At 61.4% G+C, this 25,870-nt stretch carries 27 protein-coding genes and 1 pseudogene; 17 read left to right on the top strand and 11 right to left on the bottom strand.

Annotated features, from left to right (window positions below; all coding sequences use genetic code 11):
* Nucleotides 1-32: 32 nt before the first annotated feature.
* Nucleotides 33-929 carry a LysR substrate-binding domain-containing protein gene (locus QLG12_RS12570; protein ID WP_197867558.1) on the bottom strand — a complete coding sequence of 299 codons (897 nt, stop codon included), beginning with the start codon at nt 927-929 and terminating at the stop codon, nt 33-35.
* 112 nt (nt 930-1,041) lie between these two features.
* On the opposite strand from QLG12_RS12570, the gene QLG12_RS12565 reads away from it, so the two are divergent.
* From QLG12_RS12565 to QLG12_RS12555, 3 genes are read left to right on the top strand one after another with little or no spacing between them, the layout of a single operon-like run.
* Nucleotides 1,042-2,064, top strand: a complete 1,023-nt coding sequence (locus tag QLG12_RS12565; RefSeq protein WP_282474618.1) for an aldo/keto reductase — start codon at nt 1,042-1,044, stop codon at nt 2,062-2,064.
* The gene (locus tag QLG12_RS12560; RefSeq protein WP_007952959.1) at nt 2,061-2,858 is read left to right on the top strand and encodes an SDR family oxidoreductase; all 798 of its coding nucleotides are present in this window, start codon (nt 2,061-2,063) and stop codon (nt 2,856-2,858) included. Before QLG12_RS12565 ends, QLG12_RS12560 begins: the two co-directional genes overlap by 4 nt.
* Nucleotides 2,859-2,883: 25 nt before the next feature.
* Nucleotides 2,884-3,294, top strand: coding sequence for an SRPBCC family protein (locus QLG12_RS12555; RefSeq protein WP_282474617.1), 411 nt, complete (start codon nt 2,884-2,886; stop codon nt 3,292-3,294).
* 125 nt (nt 3,295-3,419) lie between these two features.
* On the opposite strand, the gene QLG12_RS12550 is transcribed toward QLG12_RS12555, so the two are convergent.
* Both QLG12_RS12550 and QLG12_RS12545 read right to left on the bottom strand, forming a co-directional pair.
* Nucleotides 3,420-4,814 (bottom strand): HAMP domain-containing sensor histidine kinase, encoded by a 1,395-nt coding sequence (locus QLG12_RS12550; protein ID WP_236194400.1) that lies wholly within the window; start codon nt 4,812-4,814, stop codon nt 3,420-3,422.
* Nucleotides 4,792-5,475 (bottom strand): response regulator transcription factor, encoded by a 684-nt coding sequence (locus QLG12_RS12545; RefSeq protein WP_007952956.1) that lies wholly within the window; start codon nt 5,473-5,475, stop codon nt 4,792-4,794. The genes QLG12_RS12550 and QLG12_RS12545 overlap by 23 nt, the downstream gene beginning before the upstream one ends.
* Before the next feature lie 297 nt (nt 5,476-5,772).
* On the opposite strand from QLG12_RS12545, the gene QLG12_RS12540 reads away from it, so the two are divergent.
* From QLG12_RS12540 to hcnC, 4 genes are all read left to right on the top strand, one after another.
* Entirely contained in the window at nt 5,773-6,711 is a 939-nt protein-coding gene (locus tag QLG12_RS12540) for a hypothetical protein (protein ID WP_108562626.1), read from the top strand.
* A gap of 406 nt (nt 6,712-7,117) precedes the next feature.
* On the top strand, nt 7,118-7,432 hold the full coding sequence (gene hcnA / locus QLG12_RS12535; RefSeq protein WP_064384070.1) for a cyanide-forming glycine dehydrogenase subunit HcnA: 315 nt from the start codon (nt 7,118-7,120) through the stop codon (nt 7,430-7,432).
* On the top strand, nt 7,429-8,838 hold the full coding sequence (gene hcnB / locus QLG12_RS12530; protein ID WP_236194402.1) for a cyanide-forming glycine dehydrogenase subunit HcnB: 1,410 nt from the start codon (nt 7,429-7,431) through the stop codon (nt 8,836-8,838). The genes hcnA and hcnB overlap by 4 nt, the downstream gene beginning before the upstream one ends.
* Nucleotides 8,831-10,090 carry a cyanide-forming glycine dehydrogenase subunit HcnC gene (gene hcnC, locus QLG12_RS12525; RefSeq protein WP_282474616.1) on the top strand — a complete coding sequence of 420 codons (1,260 nt, stop codon included), beginning with the start codon at nt 8,831-8,833 and terminating at the stop codon, nt 10,088-10,090. The genes hcnB and hcnC overlap by 8 nt, the downstream gene beginning before the upstream one ends.
* 124 nt (nt 10,091-10,214) lie before the next feature.
* Here the strand turns inward: hcnC and QLG12_RS12520 are convergent, their stop codons facing one another.
* On the bottom strand, nt 10,215-12,023 hold the full coding sequence (locus QLG12_RS12520; RefSeq protein ID WP_236194404.1) for a monovalent cation:proton antiporter-2 (CPA2) family protein: 1,809 nt from the start codon (nt 12,021-12,023) through the stop codon (nt 10,215-10,217).
* A 163-nt stretch (nt 12,024-12,186) separates the two neighbouring features.
* Between QLG12_RS12520 and QLG12_RS12515 the strand changes: the two genes are divergently transcribed.
* Nucleotides 12,187-13,101 (top strand): LysR family transcriptional regulator, encoded by a 915-nt coding sequence (locus QLG12_RS12515; protein WP_064597602.1) that lies wholly within the window; start codon nt 12,187-12,189, stop codon nt 13,099-13,101.
* Here the strand turns inward: QLG12_RS12515 and QLG12_RS12510 are convergent.
* Both QLG12_RS12510 and QLG12_RS12505 read right to left on the bottom strand, forming a co-directional pair.
* Nucleotides 13,091-13,861 (bottom strand): annotated as a pseudogene (locus QLG12_RS12510) (substrate-binding domain-containing protein). The gene QLG12_RS12515 and the pseudogene QLG12_RS12510 overlap by 11 nt on opposite strands.
* A gap of 10 nt (nt 13,862-13,871) precedes the next feature.
* The gene (locus QLG12_RS12505) at nt 13,872-15,164 is read right to left on the bottom strand and encodes an MFS transporter (RefSeq protein WP_282474615.1); all 1,293 of its coding nucleotides are present in this window, start codon (nt 15,162-15,164) and stop codon (nt 13,872-13,874) included.
* A gap of 415 nt (nt 15,165-15,579) precedes the next feature.
* On the opposite strand from QLG12_RS12505, the gene QLG12_RS12500 reads away from it, so the two are divergent.
* Complete coding sequence (locus QLG12_RS12500) at nt 15,580-15,888, top strand: RcnB family protein (protein ID WP_064380580.1); 309 nt, start codon at nt 15,580-15,582, stop codon at nt 15,886-15,888.
* An 8-nt stretch (nt 15,889-15,896) separates the two neighbouring features.
* On the opposite strand, the gene QLG12_RS12495 is transcribed toward QLG12_RS12500, so the two are convergent.
* Complete coding sequence (locus tag QLG12_RS12495; protein ID WP_282474614.1) at nt 15,897-16,973, bottom strand: sensor domain-containing diguanylate cyclase; 1,077 nt, start codon at nt 16,971-16,973, stop codon at nt 15,897-15,899.
* A gap of 141 nt (nt 16,974-17,114) precedes the next feature.
* On the opposite strand from QLG12_RS12495, the gene QLG12_RS12490 reads away from it, so the two are divergent.
* Complete coding sequence (locus QLG12_RS12490; RefSeq protein WP_007952931.1) at nt 17,115-17,453, top strand: FKBP-type peptidyl-prolyl cis-trans isomerase; 339 nt, start codon at nt 17,115-17,117, stop codon at nt 17,451-17,453.
* An 85-nt stretch (nt 17,454-17,538) separates the two neighbouring features.
* Here QLG12_RS12490 and QLG12_RS12485 read toward each other — a convergent pair whose 3' ends face one another.
* Together QLG12_RS12485 and QLG12_RS12480 are read right to left on the bottom strand one after the other, a co-directional pair.
* A complete protein-coding gene (locus tag QLG12_RS12485) occupies nt 17,539-17,820 on the bottom strand; it encodes a hypothetical protein (RefSeq protein WP_282474613.1) in 282 nt (93 codons plus the stop codon).
* Nucleotides 17,821-17,829: 9 nt separating this feature from the next.
* A complete protein-coding gene (locus tag QLG12_RS12480) occupies nt 17,830-18,201 on the bottom strand; it encodes a DUF6124 family protein (RefSeq protein WP_282474612.1) in 372 nt (123 codons plus the stop codon).
* A gap of 582 nt (nt 18,202-18,783) precedes the next feature.
* On the opposite strand from QLG12_RS12480, the gene QLG12_RS12475 reads away from it, so the two are divergent.
* The 4 genes from QLG12_RS12475 (at nt 18,784) to dmeF (ending at nt 20,836) form a co-directional block, all read left to right on the top strand.
* The gene (locus QLG12_RS12475; protein WP_065258430.1) at nt 18,784-19,107 is read left to right on the top strand and encodes a type II toxin-antitoxin system RelE/ParE family toxin; all 324 of its coding nucleotides are present in this window, start codon (nt 18,784-18,786) and stop codon (nt 19,105-19,107) included.
* Nucleotides 19,108-19,110: 3 nt separating this feature from the next.
* A complete protein-coding gene (locus tag QLG12_RS12470; protein WP_096822566.1) occupies nt 19,111-19,422 on the top strand; it encodes an XRE family transcriptional regulator in 312 nt (103 codons plus the stop codon).
* 182 nt (nt 19,423-19,604) lie between these two features.
* Entirely contained in the window at nt 19,605-19,880 is a 276-nt protein-coding gene (locus tag QLG12_RS12465; RefSeq protein ID WP_282474611.1) for a metal/formaldehyde-sensitive transcriptional repressor, read from the top strand.
* 11 nt (nt 19,881-19,891) lie between these two features.
* Entirely contained in the window at nt 19,892-20,836 is a 945-nt protein-coding gene (gene dmeF, locus QLG12_RS12460; RefSeq protein ID WP_282474610.1) for a CDF family Co(II)/Ni(II) efflux transporter DmeF, read from the top strand.
* On the opposite strand, the gene QLG12_RS12455 is transcribed toward dmeF, so the two are convergent.
* Nucleotides 20,833-21,933 (bottom strand): cytochrome P450, encoded by a 1,101-nt coding sequence (locus QLG12_RS12455; RefSeq protein ID WP_282474609.1) that lies wholly within the window; start codon nt 21,931-21,933, stop codon nt 20,833-20,835. The two genes, dmeF and QLG12_RS12455, sit on opposite strands and share 4 nt — an antisense overlap.
* Before the next feature lie 79 nt (nt 21,934-22,012).
* Between QLG12_RS12455 and QLG12_RS12450 the strand changes: the two genes are divergently transcribed.
* Entirely contained in the window at nt 22,013-22,774 is a 762-nt protein-coding gene (locus QLG12_RS12450; RefSeq protein WP_197867589.1) for a helix-turn-helix transcriptional regulator, read from the top strand.
* On the opposite strand, the gene QLG12_RS12445 is transcribed toward QLG12_RS12450, so the two are convergent.
* Nucleotides 22,771-23,514: an SDR family oxidoreductase gene (locus QLG12_RS12445; protein ID WP_282474608.1), complete on the bottom strand. Its 744-nt coding sequence runs from the start codon at nt 23,512-23,514 to the stop codon at nt 22,771-22,773. The two genes, QLG12_RS12450 and QLG12_RS12445, sit on opposite strands and share 4 nt — an antisense overlap.
* A 262-nt stretch (nt 23,515-23,776) precedes the next feature.
* Here QLG12_RS12445 and QLG12_RS12440 point away from each other — a divergent pair, with 262 nt between their 5' ends.
* Nucleotides 23,777-24,997, top strand: a complete 1,221-nt coding sequence (locus tag QLG12_RS12440; RefSeq protein ID WP_236195123.1) for a putative DNA modification/repair radical SAM protein — start codon at nt 23,777-23,779, stop codon at nt 24,995-24,997.
* Nucleotides 24,994-25,833, top strand: coding sequence for a TIGR03915 family putative DNA repair protein (locus tag QLG12_RS12435; RefSeq protein WP_282474607.1), 840 nt, complete (start codon nt 24,994-24,996; stop codon nt 25,831-25,833). Before QLG12_RS12440 ends, QLG12_RS12435 begins: the two co-directional genes overlap by 4 nt.
* The last annotated feature ends 37 nt before the right edge of the window (nt 25,834-25,870 follow it).

The following is a 25,870-nucleotide window of genomic DNA, read 5'->3' as shown; positions in this document are numbered from 1 at the left end:
CGGCGTATGGAGGATCAACGGCGTGCGGATTTTCAGGCGCCGGAGATATCGGACCCGGTCAACACTTTACGAAACGTCTCCACCAACGGCCGTAAATTGACTCGGTGCCAGGCCGCCCACAGCGGCGTGGTGAACGCCAGCCACGGCACCTCCCGCAGCACCACGCCCGGCGGTGCGTTATGGCTCAGGCCTTTCTGGATCATCGCGATCCCCAGTCCCGAGGCGACCAGCCCCAGCGCGGTAAAGGGCTCGGTGGCCTGCATCCGCACATCCGGCGTGAAACCTGCGCGAATGCAGGCGCTGACGAACTCATCGTCGGCCCCTTGGCGCGGTTGCACGCCAATCCATTCCTGATTGGCCAGATGGTCCGGGGTCAGCGAAGCCTGCGTCGCCAACGGGTGATGTTCGGGCAGCGCCAACAGCATCGGGTCGTCCAGTACCTGAAAGCCCAGTAGATCCGGATCGTCGGTCGTCGGTGGTTCGCTGACCAGTGCGATATCGAGACTACGCTGACGCAGGCCTTCGAGTTGTTCGGCGGAGCTGAGGTTGTACAGCGCGACATGCACGTTCGGCCGATCCGCCCGCAGCACGCGCAAGGCATTGGGCAAGACCCCGGCGTGCATCGCGTTCTCGATGTAGCCGATGCACAAGCCGCCTTCTTCGCCACGACCCAGACGTTTGCCGAGGGATTCCAGGCGGTTGGCGTGGGTCAGCAGAGCACGGGTTTCGGCGAGAAAGGTCTGGCCGTCGCGGGTCAGGCGGATGCGCTGCTGGCTGCGTTCGAACAGAGTCAGGCCCAGGCGTTCTTCGAGCTGGGCGATCTGCCGGCTCAGGGGCGACTGGGAAATGTGCAGGCGCTCGGCGGCGCGGCCGACGTGTTCTTCCTCGGCGACGGCGACGAAGTAGCGCAATTGGCGGATGTCGATCATGTCAGACCTTAAGGGACTCAAGTGCTGCGGATTATGTCTTGGACGGTCTGAGTGGCGCAATCTAGGATCTGCTCAACGGTCAGCACCGACCACGACTTACGAGGACAGCATCATGAGCTTGAAAGACAAACTTCCCGGCCAACTCGGCTTCGGCACGGCGCCGCTGGGCAACATGTTCCGCGCCATTCCTGAAGAGGAAGCGCAAGCCACCGTACACGCGGCGTGGGAGGCCGGCGTGCGTTACTTCGACACCGCGCCGTTCTACGGCTCGGGCCTTTCGGAAATCCGCCTCGGCGAAGCACTGTCCCGTTACAAGCGCGACGACTACGTGCTCAGCACCAAGGTCGGCAGGGTGATTCTCGATGAAGTCGAAGACGCCGCCGCCCGGGATCTGGGCGAGAAAAGCGGGGTGTTCGAGCACGGTCGCCCGAACAAGATCGTCAACGACTACAGCGCCGACGCCACGCTGCGTTCGATCGAAGACAGCCTCAAGCGTCTGAAAACCGATCGCCTCGACATCGTCTGGGTCCATGACATCGCTCAGGATTTCTACGGCGACCAATGGCTCGAGTACTTCAATCAGGCCCGCACCGGCGCCTTCAAAGTCCTGGCCCGCCTGCGCGAAGAAGGCGTGATCAAGGGCTGGGGCCTGGGCGTGAACAAGGTCGAGCCGTGCGAGTTGACGCTGGACCTGAGCGAGGCGCAGCCTGACGGCTTCCTGCTGGCCGGCCGCTACACCTTGCTCGATCACGACCGCGCCTTGCAGCGCTTGATGGATTCGGCGCGGGCGCAGAACGTTGAGATCGTCGTCGGCGGTCCTTATAGCTCGGGGATCCTGGCCGGCGGCGCGCACTTCGAATACCAGAAGGCCAGCCCGGAAATCGTTGCCAGGGTCGAGCAGATCAAACGCATCGCCGCAGCCCACGGCGTCGATGTCAAAGCGGCTGCACTACAATTCTCGCTGGCCAATCCGGCCGTGGCGGCAGTGATTCCCGGCGCGAGCAAACCGGGGCGGATCGCTGAAGATGTGGCGGCGCTGTCGGCGGTCATTCCGGCCGGTTTCTGGCAGGCCATGCGTGAAGCGAAACTGGTGTCCGAACGTGCACCATTACCCATCGACGAGGTGAAAGCATGAAGATCGATCTGAGCGGAAAACTGGCGATTGTCAGCGGCAGCACGGCGGGCATCGGTTTGGGCATCAGCCAGTCGCTGGCCGAGGCGGGCGCCACGGTGGTGGTGATCGGTCGCGACGCGGCCAAGGTCGAACAGGCGCTGGCAAGTATTCGCGACAAGGTGCCGGGCGCGCAACTGCGCGGTCTGACGGCGGATCTGGGCACGGCCGAAGGCGCGCAGAAACTGTTCGCCGCCGAACCGAAAGCCGACATCCTGGTGAACAACCTCGGCATCTACAACGCCGTGGATTTCTTCGACGCGCCGGACGATGAGTGGACGCGCTTCTATGAAATCAACGTGATCTCCGGCGTGCGCCTGTCGCGGCATTACGTGCCGGCGATGGTCGAGCAGGGCTGGGGCCGGGTGATCTTCCTGTCTTCGGAATCCGGCGTGGCCACCCCGGCCGACATGATCAACTATGGCGTGACCAAAAGCGCCAACCTCGCGGTGTCCCATGGCCTGGCCAAACGCCTGGCGGGCACCGGGGTTACGGTCAACGCGATCCTGCCGGGGCCGACCTTCACCGACGGTGTCGAAGAGATGCTCAAGGATGCCGCCGCCGAGTCTGGCCGCAGCCTGCGGGACGAAGCCGATGCGTTTGTCCGCCGGGCCCGCCCGAGCTCGATCATCCAGCGCGTGGCGGATGTCGAAGAGGTCGCGCACCTGGTCACCTACATCGCTTCACCGCTGTCTTCAGCTACCACTGGCGCCGCGTTGCGGGTCGACGGTGGCGTGGTCGACAGCCTGACTATCTGAATTTATCGAGAGAGACTTTTTATTTATGGCAACTGCATCAGCAACCATCGACATCCCGGTTTCGGCCGATCAGGTCTGGCAATTGATTGGCGGCTTCAACAGCCTGCCGGACTGGCTGCCGTTCATTCCCAATAGCGAACTGAGTGAAGGCGGGCGTGTGCGCACCCTGCAAACTGCTGACGGCGGGGTGGTGGTTGAGCGTCTGGAGACGTTCGATAACGCGGGCAAGACGTACAGTTATTCGATCGAGCAGGCACCGTTTCCGGCCACCGATTATCTGGCGACGATTCGTGTGCAAGCCCAGGGGCAGGGCGCGAAGGTGACGTGGTCGGGACGCTTCACGGCCAAGGGCGTGAGCGAGGAGGAAGTGGTGGCGCTGTTCAGCGGCATCTATCAGGGCGGCCTCGAAGCGCTGCGCGCGAACTACCCAACCTGACAGACATACCACGACCCCTTGTGGGAGCGAGCTTGCTCGCGAAAGCAGTAGATCAGTTTACAGATGTGTTAACTGATACTCCGCCTTCGCGAGCAAGCTCGCTCCCACAAGTTCGGCAGGTGTGTTCAGGACTGTGAAATCAGACTCTGCCGACAATCCAGCACCAGCTTCGCCCCGCCCAGATCGCTGCGTCCTACCTCAAGGCTGAACCCGTGCAGGTTGACGATTGCCGCGACGATCGACAGTCCCAGGCCAAAGCCATTCTGCGGTTGCCCGCCCTCGGCGCGATAGAAGCGCTGAAACACCGCCTCCCGTTCGGATTCTGGAATGCCGGGCCCGGAGTCGTGCACTTCGATCCGCGTATGCCCCGCATTATTGACCCCGCGCAACACCACAGTGCCACCGGCCGGGGTGAACTTGATCGAGTTGCTCAACAGGTTCGCCAGCGCTTCAAACAGCAGCGCTCGATCACCGTTCAGCATCGGCAGGGTTTCCGGCATGTTCAGCTCGAAGCGCAGCTCGTCGTCCTCGGCCAGCGGCAGATAGAACTCGTGCAATTCCTGCAGCAGCAACACCGGATCGAGCTCGACAAACCCCGAGCGCCGCTGACGATCCTCCAGTTCGGAAATCCTCAGCAACCCGCGAAACCGCGCCATCAGCGTATCGGCCTCGGCCAGCACCAGATCCAGTTGCGCCGCTTCCGGCGAACCTTCGCCGGCCTGCTGCTGCATGCGATACAACTGCGCGCGCAAACGGGTCAGCGGGGTGCGCAAGTCATGGGCGATGTTGTCGCACACGCCTTTGACTTCGTTCATCAAGCGCTCGATGCGATCCAGCATGGCGTTGACGATGGCGGCGAGCATGTCCAGCTCATCGCGGCGATTGGACAGCGGCAAACGGTGGGTCAGGTCGCCGGCGACAATCGACTGGGCGCTGGCCTGGATCGCCCGGATCCGCCGCAGCGGCCGGCGACGCAGCAAATGCCAGCCGATGATGCCCGGCACAATCGTCAGCGACACGCCCCAGAACAACGCATGCAGAATGATCCTGGTCACCGCGAACAGCGAACCGTTGTCACGCAACAACACCAGCCAGCGGCCGTCTCGGGTCGGGGTGGCGACCGCGTCGCAGCTGTCGGCGGGCAGGGTCGGGTCGTCGGAGTCGGCGCATTCGCTGAGCATGTGGATCTTGCCGTCCAGCGGCAGGCCTTCAGGAATCTTCTGCAACGCGCCGCCGAGGTAGCGATGCTGAGCGTCAAACAACCCATAGGCGTCGATGCCGCGAATGTCGAAGGTCATGCTGGCGGCGAGCGCGTCTTCCAGCTGATCACCGCGAAAGTGCGAAAACAGGTGCTGACGTTGCATCAGCGAATGCTTGGCCAGGTTGTCAAGGTAACCGGAGACCTCGAAGTACATGACCCCCATGAGGATCGCGCTCCAGGCCACGAACAGCGAACTGTACAGCGCCAGCAAGCGGCTGCTGGAGGAACGCCAACCGTCAGACGGGTTCGGCAATGACATAACCCGAGCCTCGCACCGTGCGGATCAGCGGGACATTGCCCGGCGGGTCGATCTTCTTGCGCAGGCGGCCGATGTGCACGTCGATCAGGTTGGTGCCAGGGTCGAAGTGATAGCCCCAGACTTCCTCGAAAATCATCATCCGCGACAGGATCTGGCCGCTGTTGCGCATCAGGAATTCCAGCAATTTGTACTCGGTCGGCAACAGTGTCAGCACCTGCTCGGCGCGCCGCGCTTCGTGGCTGATCAGATCGAGTTGCAGATCCGCCACCTGCAACGTGGTCGGCTGGGCGCCGTTGCTGTTCTGCCGGCGCAGCAACACTTCGACCCGGGCGGCCATTTCATCGGTGGCGAACGGTTTGGTCAGGTAGTCATCGCCGCCGGCGCGCAAGCCGCGTACACGCTCGTCGACATCGGAGAGGGCGCTGATCATCAGGATCGGCGTGGCCACGCCCATGGTGCGCAGGGTGGTGACGATGGCCAGGCCATCGAGTTCCGGCAGCATGCGGTCGAGGGTGATCAGGTCGTAGTTGCCGCTGACGGCGCGGTCCAGGCCTTCACGGCCGTTGTCGACCCAGTCCACGTCGAGGCCGTGGCTGCTCAATTCGGCGACAATTTCCCGGGCGGTCACGGCGTCGTCTTCGATGGTGAGGATGCGAGTCATGGTGGGCCTGCTGGTCTGTTCAAACGCAATGGCAGCATTTTGCCAAGATTTTGCTCGGACGCTTTAAATTAACTTTCATGTTTTAGCGGATACAAACCCTACGACCGGGCTTTTGTGCCAATGCATAAAACCCGCTGTTATCGACCCGTTGTTGCAAATTGCATGGTCCTGGGAAGTTCAGACTTTTTAACTGATTGAATTCAAACGATTTATTTAATGTTGGCGACTGGCACGGTCACTGCAATTCCTCTGATGACGAGTTGTAACACCATTTTTCATGCCTGGAGCACTACAACAATGAATAGATCCTCTGATGGGTTTTATCCTGCCTACGAAGGAGAGTCGAGCAACGTCTCGGGGGTGTCCTGGGGCGCGATCTTCGCAGGGGCTGCCGCTGCGGCGGCACTGTCGCTGATTCTCGTGCTGCTGGGCTTCGGTCTGGGCTTCTCCGCCGTTTCACCGTGGGCCGGGGAGGGCGTTAGCGCAAAGGGCCTGGGCATTTCCACCATTATCTGGCTGGCTGCCACGCAAATCATTGCTTCGGGGCTCGGCGGCTACATCGCTGGTCGCTTGCGAGTGAAGTGGGCCAACATGCACGGTGACGAAGTGTATTTCCGCGACACCGCCCATGGCTTCCTTTCCTGGTGTGTAGCGACGCTGGTCACCGCAACGCTGGTGGTCGGCTCGGTCAGCAGCATCGTCAGCGGCGGCGTGCAGGCCGGTGCGAGTGTTGTCGGCGGCGCGGCCGGTGCCATGACGCAAGCGGCCGGTACGGCGGCCGGCAACACCGACAGTGACCAGTACGGCTACTTCGTCGACAGCCTGTTCCGCGACGATCGTCCCGCCGCCGTCAGCGATGACGCCGCCCGTGGCACCGTGACCCGGATCTTCGCCCAGAGTCTGGCCAACGGTCAGCTCAGCGCCGAAGACCGCACCTACCTCGCCCAACTCGTGGCCCAACGTACCAACCTGACCCAGGCCGATGCCGAACGTCGGGTTGATGAAATCTACGCCCGCACCCAGAAGGCAATCGCCGACGCGAAAGTGAAAGCGCAACAAGCCGCCGACACTGCCGCCAAAGTCGCTGCCTGGACCACGCTGTGGATGTTCATCGCACTGTTGGCCGGTGCGTTCTTCGCCAGCCTCTCGGCCACCTTCGGCGGTCGCCGCCGGGATGCAGTCGAGTACGTCGAAGTCGAAACCTACACCACGACCACGCTGCCGCCAGTCCGTTAATCAAGGAGAATCACCATGCGCTCACTACTGCTGTTTTTCCTCGGCGTTCCAATCCCGATCATCATCCTGATCGCCCTGTTCGTGCACTGATTCCTTGAGGCACATGCCTTGGCCGCTTCCACCTTCGGGTTGAAGCGGCTTTTTGCTTTCTACGCGGGGCCGAAGGCGCAGAACCGTACAGTCATTTCCATGGCCTGGATCAATATTCGTCGGCGCAATATCCCCTAACGTGAAATTTCCAGGCCCTTGCCGCTGGATCGACTACATTGCTTGCGCGCACTCTGCTGCGCGAGCAAAACCCGCCTGCCGGCCCGATAGAGAGCGATAAACCCCACGAGCCGGCGAGGTGTAGTGCAGCAAGGAGCTGTTTCAACCTCACCTGAACTTTTCACGGATGATTATCGCAATGCACTGCCTAGAAAGAACCTTCGATATCCAGCCTTTGGCGCAGGCGGATATGACTGTCCACATCAACGGCCAGCCGGTCACTGCCGCTATTGGCGAAACCGTGCTCAGCGTCATTCAGTCCCTCGGCGTGCGCCAGGTCGCGCGCAACGATCACAACCAGATCAGCGGCGCCTATTGCGGCATGGGCGTGTGCCAGTGCTGCCTGGTGAAAATCAACGGCCGGCACAAGCGCCGCGCCTGCCAGACCGTAGTGCGCGACGGCATGTTGATCGAAACCCGGGTCAACCGCATTCACGGGCAGGAGGTGCTATGAGCCAGAATCCGGTGATCGTCGGAGGTGGTCCGGCGGGAATGGCGGCGGCCATCGAACTGGCCCTGCACGGGGTGCGCTGCACCTTGTTCGAAGAAGCATCGCGCCTGGGTGGCGTGGTCTATCGCGGGCCGCTGCGTGACGGTGTGCAGCTGGACTATCTGGGGCCGCGTTATTCCGAGGCGTTGGGCAAACTGCACGGTGATTTTCAGGAGCAGTCCGGGCTGATCGACGTGCGCCTCAATCATCGCGTGGTCGGCACCGAAGGCACACGCTCGCTGGTGGTGCTGGACGGCGACGAGCGTCTGCACGAAATCGAATACCCACAGTTGCTGCTGGCCGCCGGTTGCCACGAACGCAGCGTGCCGTTTCCCGGCTGGACCTTGCCCGGCGTGATCATGCTCGGTGGCCTGCAATTGCAGATCAAAAGCGGGGTGGTCAAACCGCAGGGGCCGGTAGTGATCGCCGGCACCGGGCCGCTGTTGCCGCTGGTGGCGACCCAGTTGCACGCGTCGGGGGTAAGTGTGGCGGGGGTCTACGAGGCTTGCGCATTCGGCAAGATCGCCAAGGAAAGCCTGGCGCTGCTGAACAAGCCGCAGCTGTTCCTCGATGGTTTAAGCATGCTCGCCTATCTGAAATTGCATGGCATCCCGATGAACTACGGCTGGGGCGTGGTCGAAGCGCACGGCGACGGCGAACTGAAAAGCGTCAGCGTGGCGCCGTACTCGGCAACGTGGGAGCCGGACATGAGCCGCGTCGAACGCTTCGAAGCGAAGACCCTCGCGGTCGGCTACGGCTTCATTCCGCGCACCCAGTTGAGCCAGCAAATGGGCCTGGACCACGGCTTCAGCGACGACGGTTACCTGCGCGCCAACGCCAACATCTGGCAGCAAAGCAGCGAGCCCCACGTACACCTGGCCGGTGACATGGGCGGGATTCGCGGCGGCGAAGCGGCGATGCTCGCCGGCAAGATCGCCGCCACTTCGATCCTGCTGCAACGCGGCGTGCTGGAAGAAGAGCTGGCGCGGGTCCGTCGCGACCGCTACTTGGGCAAACTCAAAGCCATCGTGCGTTTCCGCGCAGCGGTGGACCGTTACACCGAACGCGGCGTCGGGCAAACCGCATTGCCAGCCGCCGACACGGTGATCTGCCGCTGCGAACACGCGACCCGCGCCGACATCGACCGGGCGCTGGAGCAGGGCGTGCAAGACATCGCCAGCCTGAAAATGCGCACCCGCGTGAGCATGGGCGACTGTCAGGGGCGGATGTGCGTCGGCTATTGCAGCGACCGCTTGCGTCAGGCCACCGGGCGCAAGGATGTCGGCTGGCTGCGACCGCGTTTCCCGATCGATCCGATTCCTTTTTCCGCGTTCCAGTCCCTCGGCACGGAGGCCGTTTCCCATGAGTAAGTTCTATGACGTGGTCATCGCCGGCGGCGGTGTGATCGGCGCCTCCATCGCCTATCAGTTGTCCAAACGCAAGGGCTTCAAGGTTGCGCTGATCGACGCCAAGCGTCCGGGCAACGCGACCCGCGCTTCGGCCGGTGGCTTGTGGGCGATTGGCGAGTCGGTGGGGCTGGGCTGCGGGGTGATTTTCTTCCGCATGATGTCGGCCAACCGCAAGCGTGAAACCCAGGGCGCGGCGGTGGCGGTGGACGCCAGCACGCCGCACATTCTGCCGCCGTCGTTTTTCGATTTCGCCTTGCAGTCCAACGCGCTGTACCCGGCGCTGCACCGCGAACTGCGCGACAACCACGGGATGGATTTCAAGTTCGAAAAGACTGGGCTCAAATTCGTGATCTATGACGATGAAGACCGGTTGTACGCCGAGCACATCGTCGGCTGCATTCCGCACCTGGCCGATCAGGTGCGCTGGCTGGATCAGGCGGCGTTGCGCGAGTCCGAGCCGAGCGTCAGCCATGAAGCGCGCGGGGCGCTGGAGTTTCTCTGCGACCATCAGGTCAGCCCGTTCCGCTTGGCCGACGCCTACACCGAAGGCGCCCGACAGAATGGCGTGGACATGTACGTCAACACCAACATCACCGGCGTGCTGCATCACGGCACCCGGGTGACTGGCGTGCAGACGGCCGAAGCCGGGGTGTTCCACTGCAAAACCCTGATCAACGCCGCTGGCGCCTGGGCGGCGGACTTGAGCGAATGGGCCACGGGCATCCGTATTCCGGTGAAACCGGTGAAAGGCCAGATCCTGCTGACCGAACGTCTGCCGAAAATCCTCAACGGTTGCCTGACCACCAGCGATTGCTACATGGCGCAGAAGGACAACGGCGAAATCCTGATCGGCAGCACCACCGAGGACAAGGGCTTCGACGTCACCACCACCTGGCCGGAAATCGCCGGGCTGGTGCAGGGCGCGGTGCGTTGTTTGCCGGAACTGGCGGACATCAACCTCAAACGCACCTGGGCCGGATTGCGGCCGGGCTCGCCGGACGAGTTGCCGATTCTCGGGCCGATGGCCGGGGTCGACGGTTACCTCAACGCCTGCGGGCATTTCCGCACCGGGGTGCTGACGTCGGCGATCACCGGGGTGTTGCTGGACAAACTGGTCAACGATGAACCGCTGCCGCTGGACATCACGCCGTTTCTGGCGGACCGGTTTGCAGTGGCGCCCCTGAAGGAGGAGCGGGCGCTGGAGATGGCCTGACTGTAAATCTGAGCTGCTTCTCTGTGGGAGCGAGCTTGCTCGCGAATGCGATCTGTCAGCGACGAATAAGCTGCATGACACTCCGCTATCGCGAGCAAGCTCGCTCCCACAGGTTTACAGGGGCTCAGGACTTGCCCGATTGTTCTTCCAGTTGATCCGACTCGAACAATCGGGCCAGTTCCGCCCGCGCTTCCTGGGCGGTCTGCAGGACTTTGGCCGCGTCGTCGTACACCGCGTGTTGAGCCTCGAGCACCTGTTCGTCATGGTGCTTGAAGCGCTTGATCCGCGCATCGGCCTGGGCCTGGGTCAAGCCGAGGCCAACCAGGGTGCGGCGGCTCATTTCCAGGCTTGAGTAATAGGTCTCCCGAATCGGATCGGCCCCCACATCCACCAACCGATGAACATGCTGCCGGTTACGTGCCCGGGCGATGATCTTCATGTCTGGGTAGAGCTTGCGCACGATCTCGGCAGTCTTGATGTTGGTCTCCGGATCGTCCGTGGCAATCACGAAATACTCCGCTTCCCCGACCTTGGCGGCGCTGAGGATTTCCGGACGCATCGGGTCACCGTAGAACACCGGTACGCCACCAAAACTGCGCGACAGTTCGATGGTTTCCACCGAGGTGTCCAGCGCGACGAACTTGATGTTCTGCGCCCGCAGAATTCGCGCCACGATCTGACCCATCCGACCCATACCGGCAATCACCACCCGTGGCGATTCGGTCTCGATCTGACGGAATTTCTCCGGCACTTCCACCGGCTGCACCTTCGGGCTGACCAGTCGTGCGCAGACCAACAGCAACAGCGGCGTCACCGCCATCGACAGGGTGATGGTCAGTACCAGCAGATCGTACAGACGCGGTTCGAACAGACCCTGATCACGGCCGATCTTGAACACCACAAACGCAAATTCACCGCCCGCCGCCAGCACGATGCCGAGGCGAATCGCACTGACTTTGCTCAACCCGCCTGCCAGACGCCCGACCACAAACAGCAACGGCAACTTCAGGGCGATCAGCAACAGCGTCAGCCCCAGCACCGTGATCGGCGCGCTGAGCAGCAGACTGAGGTTGGCGCCCATGCCGACACTGATGAAAAACAGCCCCAGCAGCAGACCCTTGAACGGCTCGATCTGCGCTTCCAGCTCATGGCGATATTCCGAATCCGCCAGCAGCAACCCGGCGAGAAACGCGCCCAACGCCATCGACACACCGACCATGTCCATCAGCCATGCGGTGCCGATCACCACCAGCAACGCGGTGGCAGTGGAGACTTCCGGCAGACCGGTTTTCGCCACGATGCGGAACACTGGACGCAACAGATAACGTCCGCCGATCACCACCACCGCGATACCGCCAAGCACCTGCAAACTGTGGCGCACATCGTCGGCGGTGCTGGTGTGGTGATCGACCCCCGCGAGCATCGGCACCAGCGCGATCAGCGGGATCGCGGCGATGTCCTGGAACAGCAGAATCGCAAACGCCAGCCGCCCGTGGGGGCTGGTCAGTTCCTTGCGCTCGGCAAGGCTTTGCAGGCCGAACGCGGTGGACGACAGCGCCAGACCGAGGCCCAGAACAATCGCGCTGTTCAATGGCTGGCCAAACACCGACAGTGCCAGCACACCGATTACCGAACCGGTCAGCAGCACCTGCGCCAGACCCACGCCGAACACCGATTTGCGCATCACCCACAAACGTCGCGGCGACAGCTCCAAACCGATGATGAACAACAGCAGCACCACGCCCAGTTCCGAAATATGGCTGACACTTTGCGGATTGCCGATCAGGCCGAGCACCGATGGGCCGATGATCACCCCGGCGAACAGATAACCGAGCACTGCGCCCAGTTGCAGACGCTTGGCCAAGGGAACGGTGAGCACGGCGGCGAAGAGAAAGACGACGGCGGCTTGTAACAGATTGCCTTCATGGGGCATGAGCGGAACTCCAGTAACGCGGTACGGCGGGGGGCGACAAGGATAAAGGTTGCAACGATGGCAGATCTACCGCCGGCCCCGCTTGAGCAGATGTGCTTCTGTAATAATTTGCATCAATTGGTTACATTTATAACCTCAACGAATCAATTCCTTTGAGTCTTCCATGGCCATCAACTTCGACCTCAACGACCTGCAAGCCTTTCGCGCGGTGGTCGAGCAGGGCAGTTTCCGCAAGGCCGCCGACACCGTGCGCCTGTCGCAACCGGCCCTGAGCCGGCGCATCGAAAAGCTCGAAGACGCTCTCGGCGTGAAGCTGTTCGAGCGCACCACGCGCAAGGTCAGCCTGACCCAGGCCGGACGCGGTTTCATGCCCAGCGTCGAACGCTTGCTCGACGATCTGGACGTCGCGTTGCTCGGCATCAGTGAGGTCGCCTCGAATCGGCAGGGCCACGTGACCGTCGCTTGCGTGCCGTCGGCGGCGTACTACTTCATGCCGAGCGTCGTCGCCCGTTATCACCGGCAGTTTCCGCGAATCAAAGTCAAAGTCCTCGATTCCAGCGCCCACGACGTGCTGAGCGCAGTGGTCAATGGCGAGGCGGATTTCGGTCTGAGTTTCATGGGCACCCAGGAGGCGGGCGTGGATTTCGAACCGCTGGTGCAGGAGAGCTACGTGGTTGCCTGTCGCCGCGACCACCCGCTGGCCGGGCGTAGCAGCGTGACCTGGGACGAGTTCTACCGGCAGGATTACATCTCGCTGGACAAGACTTCGGGCAACCGTTTTCTGCTGGATCAGGCCCTGGCCAAAGTGGTGCCGCAGCGCCCGAGCATCTGCGAGACGCGGCATGTGACGACCATGATCGGTCTGGTGGAGGCGGGTTTGGGGGTGGCGGCGGTGCCGTTGATGGCGATGCCGGCGGCGGATCATCCGATCCTGACGCGGGTGCCGCTGACCGAACCGCAAGTGATGCGCAGCGTTGGCATCATCAAACGCCGGGGTCGTACGCTGACCCCGGCGGCACTGGAACTGGAGCGGCTGGTGGTGGAAATGAAAGTCCAGCCGCCGACGGTCAGCGCTTGACCGAATCCAGACCGGTAGCCTGCACGTCAGGCTGGGCGGCGGGTGCGGCCAGATAAGCGAGCAACGCCTTGGCTTCCTGCGGGTGCTGCGCGCTCACTGGAATGCCCGCTGCAAATCGGGTCACCGACTGCACCGACTCCGGAATCTTTGCCACAAAACTCACCCCCGGCACCGGCAGCAATTCGCTGACCTGCTGGAAGCCCAGCTGATAGTCGCCAGTGGCGACCACCGAACCCACCGGGATTTTCGGGATCATCTTCGCCTTCGGTTTCAGTTGATCTTCGATACCCAGTTTCTTGAACAATTGCTGCTCGATGTACACGCCGCTGGCGCTGTCGGAGTAGGCCACCGATTTTGCATCCAGCAGGGTCTTCTTCAGGGCATCGACGTTGCTGATGTCCGGTTTTGGCGCGCCCTCGCGCACCACCAGGCCGATCCGCGAATCCGCCAGTTCCACTCACGAAGCCGGGTCGACCTTGCCTTGTTTGATCAAGTCGTCGAGGGCGTAACCGACCATGATCACCACGTCGGCCTTTTCACCACGGGCGAGGCGATTGGGAATTGCCTCCGGCGCCTTGCCCATCGACGGGCCGAGCTGGGTGTCCAGCGTGTTGCCGGTGGCGGCGGCGAATTTTGGTCCGAGGATCTTGTAGGCGGCGGTGAAGCCGCCGGAGGTCATGACCCGCAGTTCTTCGGCCTGGGCCGCAACGTTGAACGCAAGACCGGCGAGCAGGGCGGTAACGGTAAACAGTTTTTTCATGGTGATGTTCTCAGGCAGTAACAGGTTGCAGACGACCGCCGGCCCGGCGATACAGATAAAGCGTCGCGCCCAATGCGCAGAGCGCGCCAATGCTCATCCAGTAACCCGGTGCGGCTTTGTCTCCGGTGTACTGGATCAGGAAGGTCGACATCGCTGGAGTGAACCCGCCGAACACGGCAGTGGCGAGGCTATAGGCCAGGGAGAAACCGGCCACTCGCACTTCCACCGGCATGATCTCGGTCAGCGCCGGAATCATCGCGCCGTTGTACAAACCGTAGATGAACGACAGCCACAATAGCGACAGCAGCATGTGACTGAAGCTCGGCGCCTGCACCAGGTACGACAGCGCCGGATACGTGGTGGCCAGGGCCAGCAGCGACATGGCGATCAGCACCGGACGGCGTCCGACGCGATCGGACAATGCACCGCCAATCGGCAGCCAGAAGAAGTTGGAAACGCCCACCAGCAGCGTCACCAGCAACGCATCGGAAGTGCTCAGGTGCAGCACGGTTTTGCCGAAGGTCGGTGCGTATACGGTGATCAAGTAAAACGCGGTGGTGGTCAGGGCAACCATTAGCATCCCGCCCAGCACCACGCCCCAGTTCTGACCGAGGGTGCGGAACACTTCCTTCATGCTTGGACGATGTTTGCGAGCGGCAAACTCTTCGGTTTCCGCCAGATTGCGCCGCAGAAAGAAGATGAACGGAACGATCATGCAGCCGACGAAAAACGGAATCCGCCAGCCCCAATCGGCGACCGCTTCCGGCGCCATCCACTGGTTCAAACCGTAACCGAGCGCGGCGGCGACGACGATGGCCACCTGCTGACTGGCCGACTGCCAGGCGGTGAAAAAGCCTTTGCGACCGGGCGTGGCGATCTCCGAGAGATACACCGAAACCCCGCCCAGTTCGGCACCGGCGGAGAAGCCTTGCAACAGGCGCCCGATCAACACCAACGCCGGGGCAAACAGACCGATGGTTTCGTATCCAGGCACCAGCACAATCAAGATCGTGCCGCTGGCCATGATCGAAAGGGTGACAATCAAACCTTTGCGCCGACCGACGTCATCGATGTACGCGCCGAGCACGATGGCCCCCAGCGGACGCATCAAAAAGCCTGCGCCGAACACTGCAAAAGTCATCATCAGGGACGCGAACTCACTGCTCGCCGGAAAGAACACCGCCGCGATCTGCGTGGCGTAGAAGCCGAACAGAAAGAAGTCGAACTGTTCGAGGAAGTTACCCGAGGTCACCCGGAAAATGGCGCCGGCCCGCGAGCCGCCGTGTGGGATTGAGGCTGTCATCGAAAAATACTCCACCGCTTTTATGACGTGCGCGACGGGGAGGCGGCGCACGGTTCTTATTGGGGCGGATAGTGGCGCGCAGGGATCGATTTGTTAATTGCATTGTTGGCATGGATTGATGCGTATGTCGGATTAATCGGTGACTTTGTGGTGGCTGGCAGGCAAGTGATGGTGTGTCAGACAGTGCAAGTTTTGAATGTGCCGGCCCTATCGCTGGCAAGCCAGCTCCCACAGTTTTGATGGTGTGCTCAGCGATTCTGTAAACACTACAACCATTGGGGGAGCTGGCTTGCCAGCGATGGCGGAATGGTCGGCGACTGCAATCTCCCAGACAGTCCGGGCAAAAAATACAAGGAATGATTCCAGAACCCCGCAGTCGGAGTTCAGGTATCACACATCTGAAGGAGGTTCACCGATGAACAACAAGACCCTAATCGCCAGCCTGGCCCTCGTCGCCAGCATCGCCGGGATCAGCCCACTCGTTCAAGCGGCGCAAACCTCGAACGACACTGTCGAACAATCACCGACCGGCAACCGCGAACTGAACGTCAACGACCGCGCCCCGGATATCTACCAGCGCAGCGAAAAAGCCATCAAAAACTGGAAACAGAAAGGCCTCAAACAGCCAGAGCCACAGGCGCAGTGGGTACAGATCAACGATAAATACGTGATGGTGATGATCACCAACGGGACGATTGTGGCGATTCAGCCGGTGGAGAAATAGCGCCGAGTTTAATCAGCCCTGCCATGACTCAGCGCCTGCCCGCCCCCCAATCGATATTGATTGTTCCCGCTGCGTTTGGCCTCGTACATCGCCAGATCCGCAATGTGCAGCAACCGATCCATGGTCGGTGCGTGGTCCGGGAAGACGGCGACGCCGAGGCTGGTGCCGATGTGGCGTTGTTCGTTGCCGATGGGAATTGGCGGGGACAGTTCGATAAAGATTTTCTGACAGATGCTGCGGGCTTCGTCCTGCAGGTTCAGTCCGGGGGCGAGGCCTTGCAGGATGACTACGAATTCGTCGCCGCCGATGCGCGCGACGGTATCGCTGACCCGCAGGATGCGTTTCAGGCGCGTAGCGGTGGTGATCAGAACGCGGTCGCCGGCGGCGTGGCCGTAGCGGTCGTTGATCGCTTTGAATCCGTTGAGATCGATAAACACCAACGCTACCCGCGTCTCGGTCACGCGCGCATGTTCCAGTGCTTCCGATAGCCGTTCTTCCAGCACCAGCCGATTGGGCAGGCCGGTCAGCGGGTCGAAGTGGGCCAGGTGCTGGAGGTAGCTGGCCGAGGCCTTTTCTTCGGTGATGTCGCGCACCACCCCCATCATCTTGATCACCGCATCGTGATCGTTGCGCACTACATTGCCGGTTTCTCGCAGCCAGCGGATTGTGCCGTCGGGCCAGACCACGCGGTACTCCTCGTCGTGGTTTTCGCCGGTCTCCAGGCATCGCAATTCCCCGGCGCGCACCCTGGCGCGGTCATCGGGGTGTACGCAGGAACAGAACAGCGCGTAGGAGGGCGTCACTTCGCCGATCTTGAACCCGAACATGCCGAAGATCGCGTCGGACCAATATAGCCGATCGGTGTCGACCTCCCAGTCCCAGGTGCCGATCCGGGCGAAATACTGGCTGCGTTTGAATCGGTCGGCGTCACCATCCTGACGGATGTTCTGGCCCTCGGCGGCGCGGGTGAGCAGATCGCGATATTCGGCGAGTTGCTGACGAAGCGCGCGCACTCGGCGGATCAGAACGGCGATCACGACCAACAGCACAACGACAATGGCGAAGCTGATCCAGAGTTGAGTCATTCAAGCGTCGCTGACATAGCGTATCGATCGGGCTTGGTAGCGGGTGGCCATCATCCATCACGGCCAACGTGGGGTCAAACGGTTGCCAATGTCCGGCATTTCTGGGAAAACGGCGGCCAGCGGAACAATAGAGTGAATGTTATGAATGATGAACTGCAGATAATCGATCTTCAGCCCGGCGACGGAAAAGCCGCCGTCAAAGGCGCATTGATCACCACCCAATACACCGGTTGGCTGGAAGACGGCACCGAATTCGATTCGTCCTGGAGCCGGGGCAAACCGTTTCAGTGCGTGATCGGCACGGGCCGGGTGATCAAGGGTTGGGATCAGGGGATCATGGGCATGCAGGTGGGTGGCAAGCGCAAGCTGCTGGTGCCGGCGCATCTGGGTTATGGCGAGCGGACGATGGGCAAGATTCCGCCGAATTCGAATCTGGTGTTCGAGATTGAGTTGCTAGAGGTTTTGACGCGGGAGGATTGATTGCCCGTTTCATCGCTGAAGTCATAACACCCGCTGTCTCTCTTCACGGAGCCAGCGGGTTTTTTCTTGCCTTTTACCTGAGGTGTTACGCAGCCATTGCCATCTCATCCAGCGTTGCGGCAACCGTGCTGGTCAGGCTTGGAAATCTGCGCTTTACGCTGGTGAGTGCCGGCAGCAGGCGATTGCGATCCAGTTCGGCATGGTCACGGGCGAGTTGGGTGAGGGCGGTGAGGGCGGCGCTGACGATGGATTTCCGTTCACTCTCGAGCAGCAGCAGGCAGGCTTTCTGGGCCCATTGGCTGTCTTTCTCGTTGAGGCCGATGGAGATCAGGGCGGCGACGATGTGTGCATCGGATTTGCTTTCCATGGGTGTTCCTCAGGTCGTGGCATCGAGAGTGTCCAGCGCCCGGTTCACGGCGAGTTCGCCACACATCACCACTTGGGCGATGCCCAGCACGGTGCTGCGGTAGGGCGGGTCCAGCAGCGCGGCGAAGTCGCTGAGCATCACGCTGGCCGAAGTCATCGATTCGCAGGCGTGGGCCAGCAGGGCATGTTGATCAAGGTCGGGGGCGACGAGGAACATGCGGCCGGGGCAGTGTTGTTTCGGGGCGGTGGGTTTCAGGTAATGGTCGAGGGCGCGCTCGGCGGCTTCGTGGAGTTTTTTTGAGTCGGTTGTGGAGTAGGGGGAAGTTGGGTCGGATTCGGACGGTGAGTCTGTTTCCGGTGGATTAGGCGTTGGCTTGATCATTTGCTCAGAGTCTCCAGTAATGCTGGCTCCCATTTCGCGACTAAACGATTGGGTGGCAGCTATGCGCAGGTTAGTCGACCGGGACTCCAAGCTTTACCGGCGCACCCGAAGGCGCCCTGCGCACAGCTACCATTGAGCGCAGGCACAAAAGCACCTGACTGAATGACTGCATGCGAAGTTGGAGAACACCGAGCGACTAAACCCGTTCACTGACCATTCAGTGATGCGAATCAAGTTACGGGCAGGCTCCAAACCGCACAAGCCGGCGGATTCTGGCGTAGTTGTAGGCAAAGGCGCAAGGCAATGTAGCCTCCCGGATGGGGGCAAAATGATGCGTCATTTTTCAGTCCGCCATCGCGAGCAGGCTCGCTCCCACAGGGTTCTGTGTCGGCTTATCAAGTGTGCCGACTCGCGAATTTCTGCTTTGTGCTACCAAATGTCAGATAAGCCAATTCAAACTTGATTTATATCGATTTCGATATAATCTGCTGGTATGTGATCGCTGCCATTCCTTGCAACACACCGCCGCGACACGATTCCGTCCGGGCTATTACGCTTTTCCTTCGAACACAGGAGAAGCCAATGCCAAGACACAAGGACGTGGTATTTGTCGGGAGTGCGCTCAAGGATCTGAGAGCTTTTCCCCTCGATGCTCGCAGAGCTGCCGGATTCCAATTGGATCTGTTGCAGCAGGGTGACGAACCCTTTGACTGGCGCCCCATGAAGACCGTCGGGCGGGGCGTCAATGAAATCAGAATCACCGAGGATTCAGGAGCGTTTCGAGTGTTTTATGTGGTCAACCGGCCTGACGCGATTTATGTGCTGCACGCCCTGCAAAAGACCACGCGCAAAACCGAGACGCGAGACATAGAACTGGCACGGGCCAGATACCAGGAAATAGGTTGAACCATGACGGATCATCAAAACTCTTCCCAGCGTTTCGCAAGCGTCTGGGATGCACTGGAAGACACGCCGCAGGAAGCGGCCAACATGCGCCTGCGGGCCAAGCTGATGCGCACGTTGTGCGAAACGATTCGTGCCTGGGAGCTTCCGCAGAAGGAGGCGGCCAAGCGTCTAGGCATCACCCAGCCGCGCCTCAACGACGTACTCAACGGCAAAATCGACAAGTTCTCTCTGGATGCGCTGGTCAACCTGTCGGCTGCAGCGCAACTGGACGTAGACCTCTGCTTCTCGTCGTCCTCGCCACTGCAATGGGCCTGACAGACGAGGGTTCCCAACGATCCTGCCTCTGAAACACCTTCCAGAGGCGGTTGCCGACTGACGCTCCGCCTCAATCCTTTCACGTCAAAAATTCAAGCTGCGACGGATGGTCGAAAACAGGCCTTGCCCCTCTCGATCGGAACAGCGACCATGCTCGCCATATAGGGGTAGGGGGTATAGGTATGTCACACACACATGAACACAAAGGCGAGTTGCTCAACCGGGTTCGGCGCATTGCCGGGCAGGTTCAGGCTGTTGAAAAAGCGCTGGAATCCGAGGCCGATTGTGCCAAGACGTTGCACCTGATGGCGGCGACTCGCGGCGCGGTCAATGGCTTGATGGAGCAGTTCATCGAGGCCCACGCCCGCGAGCATGTCGCCCGTCCCGACCTCAGTGATGAAGCCCGCGCCCAGGGCGTGGAAGAGTTGCTGCAAGCCATCCGTCGTTATTCCAAGTGAGCCCCCACACCATGAATCTGACGACGCGCTCTAAAGACTTTTCCCACGACCACCAGTTTCTCGGTGCTTCGCACGATGAAAACGCCCGCCGCACCCTGTGGGTGGTGGTGCTGACCTTCGTGATGATGATCGGCGAAATTGCCGCCGGTTATCTCACCGGTTCCATGGCATTGCTGGCCGACGGTTTCCACATGGCGACCCACGCCGGCGCCTTGGGCATCGCGGCGGCAGCCTATGGTTTTGCCCGGCGTAACGCCAACAACCGACGCTACAGTTTCGGCACCGGCAAGGTCGGTGATCTGGCGGGTTTTGCCTCGGCGATGGTGTTGGGGCTGGTGTCGCTGGGGATTGCCGGGGAATCGGTTTTCCGTCTGTTCCAGCCAACCAGTGTGGCGTTCGGAGAAGCAACCTTGATCGCCGTGGTCGGCCTCGGCGTCAACCTGCTCAGCGCCTTTCTGCTGGCCGGTCATCATGGTCATCATGACCACGGCCATAGCCACAGCCACAGCCACAGCCGCGATCATGGCCATCACCACCATCACGACAACAACCTGCGTTCAGCCTACGTGCACGTATTGGCGGACGCGTTGACGTCGGTGCTGGCGATTGCCGCGCTGCTGGCCGGTCGCTATCTGGGCTGGGTGTGGATGGATCCGGTGATGGGCATCGTCGGTTCCATCGTCATCGCCAGATGGGCCTGGAACCTGATGCGTGACAGCGCCGCCGTGTTGCTCGACACCACCGATGAACCCGTGGCCGAGGAGATCCGCGAACTGCTGGAAACCTCCGATGATGTGCGCATCAGCGATTTGCACGTCTGGCAGGTCGGCCCGCAGGCGCGGGCGGCGATTGTCAGTGTGGTCGCGGTGGCGGGCGTGACTGCCGACGCGATCCGTGAGCGCCTGGCGCCGGTGCATGAGCTTTCGCACCTGACCATCGAATTGCGCAACGCTTAAGGCTGTGCCTCGCTGAACATCGGAATTCGTCCATTCAGCGAAGGCCGGTAGTGCCAGGTGAATCTTCCCGGATCAATGTCGCGGGCGAGGATTTCAGTGAGCGTGGCGCTGGCAATCGTCATCGCCAGCATCTGTCCGGGACATTGATGCCGACCGTTGCCGAACGTGAAACTGCGGCGATTCGGGCGAACCGGCATAAAGCAATCCGGGTTTTCATTCGGTGCCGGGTCTCGATTGGCCGAGGCCAGCAGCACCAGAATTACGTCGCCTGCTTCCAGCCGCACGCCGTCGATTTCGCAGCTGTTTGCCACAAATCGACGGGTGTTCTGTACCGACGGATCGAAGCGCTGGACTTCAGCCAGCAACGAATCCACCGAAGCCGCGCGTAACTCAGGCTGCCGCTGTAGCGCCACCAGCGCATTGCCAATCAACCCGGCGGTAGCCTCGAACGTCTGCGAACAGAGGCCGATCAGGTTGGCGAGCAACACGTCCACATCGCCGACAAAACGCTGGCGAATGTCGGCGAGAAACAGATTCGGATCCGCCAGCAATTCGATGAAATACCCGCGCAATTGCTCCGCCGCACGATGTGCTGCTGCCAGTTGCAAGTCATTGCTCAGCGGCGACAGGCATGCCGCGAAATCCGCCGTCAGTTCACTGATGACCCGCGCCTGCGCCGGGGTGAACCCGAGCAGCGATGCAACCACGCACACCGGGCCGCGAAACATGGCTTTATAGAGCCCGTCGGCATCGTTCGTTATCAACCGCGCGGACACCAGAGCGCTGACTTCTTCCCGATCAATCAACCCCAGCGGTGGCTCGATGGCCGAGCGCGGGCAGCGCTGAGCTTCACCGTCATTCATGCGCATCAATTGGCTGAATACCTTACCCGCCATGCCATCGGCGATCGCCTTGGGCACCGGCTCCTGCACCGGACGTACCCGGCAATCCGCATGCGCCAGCACCGCGCACACCGCCCGGGCGTTGCTGGCGACCCACAGTTTCAGTCCGTGATGAAAAGTCAGCCCGCCCGCCGCGCGCAGTTCTGCGTAATAGGGGGAGGGGTCGGCGTGAGTCGCCGCGATGATCGGGTCCATGGATCGCAACCTTGTCGGTGGGGAAAGTGTTGCTACTATCTCCAGTCCTTGAGGGCGATGATTCGTCCGGGAGCGAAATATGCACGCAGGACATCAAGACATCGGCGTCTCGCAAGTGGCCGCCGCCATCGCGGAACCGGCGCGGACCAAAATGCTGTGCTCGCTGATGGACGGCCACGCCCGCACCGCCACAGAGCTGGCAACCCTCGCCGACGTCAGCCCATCGACCGCCAGCGCGCACCTGGCCAAGCTCAAGGACCTGGCGCTGGTGCGCCTGCACGTGCAGGGCCGCCATCGTTATTACAGCCTTGCCGACAAGCGCGTGGCCCAGGCGCTGGAAGCGCTGATGGTGATCGGCCAGAACCCCGCGCCGACCTTCAAGCCGCACACCCCGGATCGCCTGCAATTCGCCCGCACCTGTTACGACCACATGGCGGGAACGCTGGCGGTGTTGCTGCATGACCGCCTGCTTGAGGCGGGATGGCTGGTGGAAACCGATGAGCAGGTTTATCGCCTCAGTGAAAGTGGCGAGGCGTTTTTTGAAGGGTTGGGCATTGAGATCAAGGAACTGTCGACGATGCGCCGCCGCTTTGCCTGCCCGTGCCTGGACTGGAGCATGCGCCGACCGCATCTGGGCGGTGCGCTCGGGGCCGCGTTGTTGCAGACCGCGCTGAAGCGCAAATGGGTGACCCAGGATCTCGACAGCCGGGCGCTGACATTGACGGTGCAGGGGCGCCGGGAACTGGCGTCGCGCTGGGGACTGGTTTTGCCCGAGTCCGGGCGGGATTCGTCAGCTCGTCTGCTGAAGAATTCCACGCCCGGATCGCTGCATGCGCGTTAGCTTAAGGTGTATCCGCTATCGACCACCCAATCCTGACCGATGACGCCGCGAGCACCATTGCCCAGCTGGAACAGAATGACGTCGGCCACTGCCGCAGGTTCGAGGAATTGTCCGCCCAACAGTCGTTTGTTGACGCCTTGGGCCACGTCGCCGAGCGCTTCATCACTCAGGCCCAGCGTTGACCAGATCGGCGTTGCGGTCGGGCCGGGGGAGACACAATTGATGCGCACGCCATGGGGTGCCAGCTCGACCGCAAGGGTTCGGGCATGGGCGATCAACGCTGCTTTTGATGCGATATAGGCGGCCAGTCCCGCGAAACTGATTTCGGCCAGAAAAGTACCGATGAACACCACTGACGCCTTGTCTGCAAGGTGCGGGCGCAGGGCGGCCAAGGTGTTCAGGGCGCCGGCGCCGTTCACTGCCCATTGGCGATCGAACGCCGAGCTGTCGAGCCCGTCAGCGAGCTCCGCAATACCGGCGTTAGGGATTACGAAATTCACCGGACCGAGGCGTGCAGCCTGTTCGGCCAAAGCGTTCAGGTCGGAAGCTTGAGTGACATCGCCGGGTTTCCACACCAGTTGCTGCGGATACCGCTCAAGCAGTTCGGCCAGTGGGCCGAGCTTTCGCGACATGGCCAACACGCGTGCGCCTTGATCCAGCAGTCGTTCGGTAGCGGCCAGGCCTATACCCGAACTGGCACCGGTGAGGACGGCAAGCTTGCCCTGAAAAACTTGATCCATGTTCAACTCCCGTTTTTGGTCTTCAGCCAAATGGCTGCCGGAAGTCAGTCAATTTTCGGGCCATGCCGGACAGCCTTTGATATCAAGGGCTGCGCAGGGTTGATAGTCATTATGACGCTTGTGGGATCGAGTCAATCTGACTGCTGCTGGGTCAAATTGACCTGACTGCTGCGGCGCGACATTCCGACGAAGAGCGGCATTGCACCTTGTGTGAGCCAATCGCCCTCTATACTGTATATGCGAACAGTATCGAGTCCGTGCCATGCAAATCATCGACAAACTCAGCATCCTCGCCGACGCCGCCAAGTACGACGCTTCCTGCGCCAGCAGCGGCGCGCCCAAGCGTAGTTCCGAAGGCAAGACCGGGCTGGGTTCGACCGATGGCATGGGCATCTGCCACAGCTACACGCCGGACGGGCGTTGCGTATCGTTGCTCAAGATTCTGCTGACCAATTTCTGTCTCTACGACTGCCAATACTGCGTGAACCGCCGTTCCAGTGACGTGCCCCGTGCGCGTTTCACGCCCGAGGAAGTGGTGACGCTGACCCTGGATTTCTACCGGCGCAATTGCGTCAGCGGGTTGTTTCTCAGTTCGGGGATCATTCGTTCGTCGGACTACACCATGGAGCAACTGGTGCGCGTCGCGAAGCTGTTGCGCGAAGAGCACGAGTTCCGTGGCTACATTCATCTCAAGACCATTCCCGATGCGGATCCCGCGCTGATCGAAGAAGCCGGACGTTACGCCGACCGCTTGAGCGTCAACATCGAATTGCCCACCGATGCCAGCCTGCAAACCCTGGCGCCGGAGAAGCACATCGGTTCGATCAAGCAGGCGATGAACACCATCTATACCGGTGTCCAGACCGTACTCAACGAACCCCGCGCGCCAAAGTTCGCCCCGGCCGGGCAGAGCACGCAGATGATCGTCGGTGCCGATGACACCGACGACAGCACCATCCTGCACAGCGCTCAGGCGCTCTACGGCAACTTCCGACTGCGCCGGGTCTATTACTCGGCCTTCAGCCCGATTCCCGACAGCCCGAAAAGCGTGCCGTTGGCCGCACCGCCACTGATGCGCGAGCACCGCTTGTATCAGGCGGATTTTCTGCTGCGCGGTTATGGCTACACCGCCGGTGAATTGCTTCAGGGGCCGGGCAATCTGGCGTTGGATATCGATCCGAAACTGGCCTGGGCGTTGCAGAATCGCGAGGTGTTTCCGCTGGATCTCAATCGCGCCGAACCGGCGTTGATTTCACGCATCCCCGGTATTGGCCTGCGCACCACCGAACGTCTGGTGGAGCTGCGTCGACAGCGGCGCATCCGCTACGAAGACGTGGCGCGCATGCGCTGTGTGCTCGCCAAAGCCAAGCCCTTCATCATCACCAGCGATTACCACCCTCAGCAGGCCGAGGTCACCAGCCAGATGCTTTATCAGCAATTGCGCGACCGACCAATGCCGCAACAGATGGGGTTGTGGGGATGATCAACCTCGATTGCAACGATCTGTTCGACACCTGGCGCCAACAGGCGCGCTGGCTGCTCAGCCATGAAATCGATCCGAGTCTGGTGAGCTGGGCGTCGGAAGGCGTGAGTGATCTGTTTGCCAGTGACGTGTCGGTGCCCGAGGGGCAGGGGCCGTTTCAGGCACGTATTCCGCGAACGTTGCTCGACACTCTGGAACAAGCTTCGCGCTACCGTGGCGATCAACGCTGGAGTCTGTTGTATGAAGTGCTGTGGCGGGTCAGCCATGGCGACCGCACGGCAATGATGGCCGGCGACAAGCTGGGCAGCGAATTGCAGCGGCGGATCAAGCAGGTGCAGCGCGAAGCCCATCATCTGCATGCGTTCGTGCGTTTCATCGAGCGTCCGGCAGAGCTGCCGGGCCCGCAATACGTGGCGTGGCACGAACCGGCCCACGACATCCTGCACAGTGCAAGCGAACACTTCGTCGGGCGCATGGGCCGGCATTGCTGGCTGATCGCCACGCCCCGCGACGGGGTTTATTACGATGGTGAACAACTGATCCATGAACGTCAGTGTCCGCTGGAGTGGCAGCAATTGGCGCAGAACGTCGACGATCCCCACGGTGATTTATGGCTGACGTACTACAGCCACATCTTCAACCCGGCGCGGTTGAACGAGAAAGTCATGCAGGGGCATTTGCCAACGCGGTTCTGGAAGAACCTGCCGGAGGGGGAGCTGATTCCCGGATTGATTACCCAGGCACGCATGGGTAAGCAGCAGAACGGACAGGCGAGCGGGATTGCCGGTCGCGCGGGCAAGCGGATTGCCACGAAGGCCACCGAGCCAAACGAATAAAAAAGCCCCCATCGATCACTCGATGGGGGCTTTTGTG

The sequence above is a fragment of the Pseudomonas sp. V88_4 genome, assembly GCF_029967985.1.
GTDB lineage: Bacteria > Pseudomonadota > Gammaproteobacteria > Pseudomonadales > Pseudomonadaceae > Aquipseudomonas > Aquipseudomonas glycinae.
The sequence above is the reverse complement of the archived record's forward strand: the minus strand, read 5'-3'. Positions and strand labels throughout refer to the sequence as shown.